Raw genomic sequence first — 5,497 nt, forward strand, 5'->3', positions numbered from 1 at the left:
TCAATATTGGTGTTCACAAGATTAGTATTGATATCTAGAAGGCGTTTGGTACGTTGTATTTTTTGGTAATTTTAAATTACTTGTAAAGTGGTGTACTCTATAAGTAAAAAAACTATAATATTAATAGCATTAATTAACCAAATAACTATGGATTTACCCACTGAATCTATTCCCTTTAAAAGTGGTACTATATAGAACATGCCAATTAAAGTAAATAGAAAGCTCGGTATAAGGTTTGGTGCAACTTCTGCAAATAGAGTAATATAGGAACTGTCTAGCTTATAAAGGTTATCTCTAAAAACATATATAAGCATAAAGAAAATATATACTAAAACTATTAACCTATTTAAGTTTTTATAGGCCTTACTGCTAAAGAGTTTATTGTTTTTGTTTTTTAATTTTAAATCGCTAATTTTTACCACCCCTCATATTTGTTTCACTGGTTTACCAGTTTATCAATCCTATATCCCTGCTAAATTCTATAAGAAAATCGTACCTTATATTACTATTTCACTATTTTTCTTATTGAAATCTTATATCCTAAGTTAACAATTAAATTATATAAAATATTAGTTTTAGATCTTTTCAGCCTAGTTACTATTGATTTTAGGGAATAAAAGTTACTTCTAAACCACATATATCCACTAAATAGTTCTTCTGGACTCATATTCTTTGGTTGAAATGCTACTCTAGTTTTTCCATTATAATAGGACCAATCTTGCGTTAGTAACCTTCCCTCACTACTTAATTGGTAATGTAATGGTGTCCTTGGGAGAGGAGTTAGTATACTTACTGTTACCCCATCAATCCCTAAGTAATTACACATATCTAGAGTTGTTTTAAATACTTCTTTTGTATCTGTATCAAATCCAAAAATTATTCCGGCTTGTACGCAAATCCCATGTTTATGAACACAGTTTATCAACTCTTTATATTTATCTACATTATTTATTCCTTTATTTACACTAATTAAAGTATTTTTTGAAAAGGACTCTAGTCCCACAAAGAAATAAATGCAGCCTGCTTTTTTTGCTAATGTCAATAACTCCTCATCTTTGCATCTTTCTAGTGTAACCTGGGCTGCCCACTTTTTATTTAGTTTACTAAGTTCTTTTAATAATTCTTTTGCATATTCAATATCTCCAAAGAAATTGTCATCCCAAAATACAAAGAACCTACTTTTTATACTTTTAATATCTTCTATCACTTCTTTTATAGGCCTTTTTCTAAAGGAATCCTCATATATTTGCTTTAAATTACAGTAATCACAGCTATAGGGACATCCCCTTGTTGCAAAAACTGCACCTTTAGTAAAGAATCTTCCTTTTATTAAATCTCTTCTTGGTATTGGGATTCCCTCTAGGCTAGGAGTGTTCAAACATCTATATTCCCTCTTATAATTTCCACAATAAAATTCTTCTAAAAACTTTGGCCAACTCTCTTCGGCTTCACCTATAATTATTACATCACAATGCTCTTTTGCTTCTTCTGGCAAGAGTGTTGCATGAGGTCCTCCAAAGGCTACCTTGCTACCTTTATTTCTAAATAGTTTTGAAAGGTTATAACAATGAGGTGCATTTGCAGTATTAACTGTAATTACAACTAAATCATAATAAGCTTCAAAGGGTATCTTCTGATTGTATTCATCTATTAGTGTAATATCATATTTATCTTCGTCAATAAATGCAGCTAAATATGGCATTGTTATTTGTATAAAATTGTTTATCTGCCTTTTTCTAAATTTATTAATCTCCTTATTTTCCGGAGTTATCATTAATATATGCTTTTTCATGTGTCCCCCATATAACTCATAGCTAAATTTATATAGGCTCCATCAGCACCTATAATCAGAATTTTAAATTAATTCTACCATATAATTACTTAAATACAAAACCCAAATATTTTGCATAATATTTTTATTTATTGTTCATTAATTGTAAAATATGTTATAATTTACATGTAGCTTGGACCTTTAATATATAACAACTATATATTTTATTAGGCTAATTAAGTATAAACTTTCTAAGTTACAATATTTTTTGAAAGGGTGATTAATATGAAAAAGATTATAGTTAACGTAATAAGTAAAGCTTGGAGGGTGACTATATCTTAACCCTCCATTATTTAGGGAGGATAAAAATGTATTTAGAAATTTTAGCGGTTTATGAAAATCTAGACAATTATATTTTAGGAATGGAAAAAGAAAATGCAGATTGCGAGGCCTTATGGAACCAATACGCAATTGAGCCTTATTGGAAAAAAATAAGCCACTGGGCTCCATTTGATATGTCTGATAGAAAACCTAGGCCTATCAAGAATATATCGAAATTAAAACAACAGCTTGAATTACTGAAAAAATTAGATCTCAAAGAGATTAACAATAAATTTATGGACATAACCAAAGCACTTCCTAATTACGATGATGACCCTATAGTTATTGCTATCTATCCTGTTGATGATGATAATGTAGTTGTAAAAGAACAGCAAAATGGAGTGTGGGGAGTAAATGTATTTGGAAATATTATATTAAATGTTAATCCTTTAGTGGAAGACTATTCACAGTGGATACCCTATGTATTTGCTCATGAATGGCATCATACTGTGTGGGGAAATTACTGGAATGTAATTCATGGAGGATGTACAGGAAAATTTATAGAAGCTCTATTAATTGACGGGGAAGCAGATGCCTTCGCTAAAAGCTTTAACCCTTCCTTAAATCCCAAGTGGATTTCTCAAGTAACAAAAGAGCAAGAAAAGGAATTGTGGAATGAGTATTACTCAAAATTATTAAATGAAACTAATGTGGATTATGTTAAATATATGTTTGGTGATACCGAATGTGGCATTCCTTGGTGTGCGGGATATTTCTTTGGCTACAGGATTATTGAAGCCTTTAAAACCCATTATCCACTTACTAGTGTGAAGGATTTAATCGAAATGAGCTCAGAGGAAATTTATTCTAAGAGTAACTATGGCTTGCAATTTGGCTTTGATAATAACGTAGTATAGTTTAATGGAGTAATTGCTCATGAAACCTATACAGTTTGTATTGCTAGAAAATTTAAGAAGCATGTTACACCTTCTGATGATCCCCTGGAGTTTTCTAGGTACTAAGCTTATTCAAACAAGGTAACTACAAAAATACAAGTATTTGAGGTGATTCAATGGAAAAGAAATCATCAAATAGAGGTATAAAGTTTTTTCTATTTATTTTTGGTTCTATACTTTTATCCAATGTAATATCAGCTTTAATTGGAATACCTGGTGGAAAACAGTATATTAGTATACAGACGCTTCAATACAGTATTATTTGGCTCATTATAAGCACAATTTTATTTTTCGCTTTAAAATTACACAAAGATTAAGGCATCTAAAAATAAGTAACAAGGCAAAGATTTAAGGAATATTTTGAGTTTGCAAGCAAGCTTGTGCTGACATGGAAACAGAATCCTTAGATAGTAGAGCTATCTAAGGATTCTGTTGATCCAGTATAACACAAACTACACTACCATACTGGCTTATTAATCTTTTCAAGGTGCCTCGCTTTAATATACAATTCCTAGGTATATTGAAGTGAGAGTGACTAATTACATGTCTATGGAAGGCAAGTAAAGTGTGAAGGACATTCACACTCTAACTTTAAGCTGACTCTTTTCTTGCTTCACTTCTAGCTTAAAAATTAATTTATATACCTCATATCTATCCAGAATCTTTCATTACAGCCTAATATATATCTACACCCATAATATTCCATCGAATAATAACGATGCCACTATTAAGTAAAAAGATTGTTATCCATAAAAGGTTATTTTACGGCTTTAATTCTGGAAGGTGTACAGATAACATCATCCGGAAGATCAAAAGTACCTTTATTGTTGATTTTAAATTCACGCCCATCACAGTAGACTAATTTTGAATCCTTGGTAAATCCAAATTCAAAATAATTAGTTTGCTTATATGAATCATAGAGTAGGTCCAATTCTTTTTTTGTATATAACCATCCATTAGTATCGAAAAATACTTCTTCTGAGTTTTCACTAAGTTTAATCATTTTTCCAGCTTCAGCGCCAAGACTTTCCAGTCGTGCCTTTACTTCTAAAGAATTAGGCATAAAAATTCTTATTAAATCTACTTTCTTTTCTACAGGCTTATTACCACTTATACATTTAATTAATGTTACCATTTGGTTCATATCATTAAATTGTGGTTCTGAAAAAAAATTGGCTATATCTTCTGTGGGATGCAAATCATAAAAAACTAGGTTTGCATTAAAAGAACCTTTAACGGCTATATCTGTGAAGCCATTTGTAAGTGTTTTAACCCTGTAGTTTTTGCCGTTTCTTAAGTTTAAAACATTATTATTAAATTTAAGCTCTTCAAGATTACTAGAAATGTATTTCTTCCTAGTACTAAGATTAACATTACTATTTGTGCTAGTATTAATATTTGTCGTATGCTTTTTATTTATAGAATTAAAAGCTTTACTAAATGCACTATATGCATTATATCCGTTTCTATTATTCACTTGGAAAGATGTATACTTGTACAATTTAAATTACCTCCTTGAAATCCTTATATTTTTTTATCGGATATAACTAAGAAAACTTAACCTTTAAAGTAATATATTTACTTTTTTGAATAATTTATGGTATATTTTACATGAATTATTTATTCTAAGGGGGAATATAAAATATGAGAAAATTATCGAAAAAAATTGCATTATTTCTTTTCATGTTGCTTTTCACTGTAATTACCACAACCAATTCTGCATATGCACATGTTGATGACGGAGCTCCAGCTACAGTAATAAACAATACTAAAGAAACATCACAACTAATTACTGCAAACACTATTCAAGATTCATTAGATTTTCATCCAAAGATGCTATCAAGTTGTTTTTTAAGTGATTCTAATGACACCGATTGGTATAAGGTATTCCTTACACAAGGAACTAATACTTTAACTATTAATTCACCATATCATAACATAGTAGCAAATATTTATTCTGACGATCTAGTTTATGAAATCTCAACTAGCATTCATGGATCTTCAACAAAAAAACAAGCAAAATTCACAGTTGATAAATCAGGAACTTACTATATAAGAATAAGCTCAACAGAAACTTTTAGTGATAAAGCTTCTTATTCTTTAATGGTCGGTGCTCCTTGGTATATACCTAAAAGTTATACTGTAAATTTAAATCAAGACTTAGTAGTAACTATAAAAAAAAAGTATCCAACACTGTAAATTTTGATTTAAGCAATAATAGTTCAATTCCAGATAGTGCAATAGTTAGGAAAATTTCAATCAGAGGCAGAGAAACTAATCAAGCTTTTGCTGATGACAAAATCCGTTCAATAAGACCTTATTCAAGAATTAATTGGTTTGATATGCATGGAATTAATATATATGTTTTAATTAAGAAAATTCATCCCTAAAAATACCACTAATATAAAACTATATAAAAATCCAAAATAATAAAAATAAATTATGCGAG

General features: G+C 29.6%; 6 protein-coding genes. 3 read left to right on the forward strand and 3 right to left on the reverse strand.

Annotation, left to right across the window (positions count from 1 at the left end):
* Positions 1 to 71 precede the first annotated feature (71 nt).
* Together J2Z44_RS21720 and J2Z44_RS21090 are read right to left on the reverse strand one after the other, a co-directional pair.
* Positions 72 to 422 (reverse strand): hypothetical protein, encoded by a 351-nt coding sequence (locus tag J2Z44_RS21720; RefSeq protein WP_021282546.1) that lies wholly within the window; start codon positions 420 to 422, stop codon positions 72 to 74.
* Positions 423 to 505: 83 nt separating this feature from the next.
* Entirely contained in the window at positions 506 to 1,792 is a 1,287-nt protein-coding gene (locus J2Z44_RS21090; RefSeq protein ID WP_021282547.1) for a B12-binding domain-containing radical SAM protein, read from the reverse strand.
* Positions 1,793 to 2,139: 347 nt separating this feature from the next.
* Between J2Z44_RS21090 and J2Z44_RS21095 the strand changes: the two genes are divergently transcribed.
* On the forward strand, positions 2,140 to 3,009 hold the full coding sequence (locus J2Z44_RS21095) for a DUF2268 domain-containing putative Zn-dependent protease (RefSeq protein WP_021282548.1): 870 nt from the start codon (positions 2,140 to 2,142) through the stop codon (positions 3,007 to 3,009).
* 155 nt (positions 3,010 to 3,164) lie between these two features.
* A complete protein-coding gene (locus J2Z44_RS21100) occupies positions 3,165 to 3,365 on the forward strand; it encodes a hypothetical protein (RefSeq protein ID WP_021282549.1) in 201 nt (66 codons plus the stop codon).
* Positions 3,366 to 3,805: 440 nt separating this feature from the next.
* Here the strand turns inward: J2Z44_RS21100 and J2Z44_RS21105 are convergent, their stop codons facing one another.
* A complete protein-coding gene (locus J2Z44_RS21105) occupies positions 3,806 to 4,549 on the reverse strand; it encodes a hypothetical protein (RefSeq protein ID WP_021282550.1) in 744 nt (247 codons plus the stop codon).
* A 143-nt stretch (positions 4,550 to 4,692) separates the two neighbouring features.
* Between J2Z44_RS21105 and J2Z44_RS21110 the strand changes: the two genes are divergently transcribed.
* Entirely contained in the window at positions 4,693 to 5,247 is a 555-nt protein-coding gene (locus J2Z44_RS21110) for a hypothetical protein (RefSeq protein WP_209650048.1), read from the forward strand.
* The last annotated feature ends 250 nt before the right edge of the window (positions 5,248 to 5,497 follow it).

This window comes from Clostridium punense (assembly GCF_017874425.1).
In the GTDB taxonomy this organism is placed as follows: Bacteria; Bacillota; Clostridia; order Clostridiales; family Clostridiaceae; genus Clostridium_J; species Clostridium_J punense.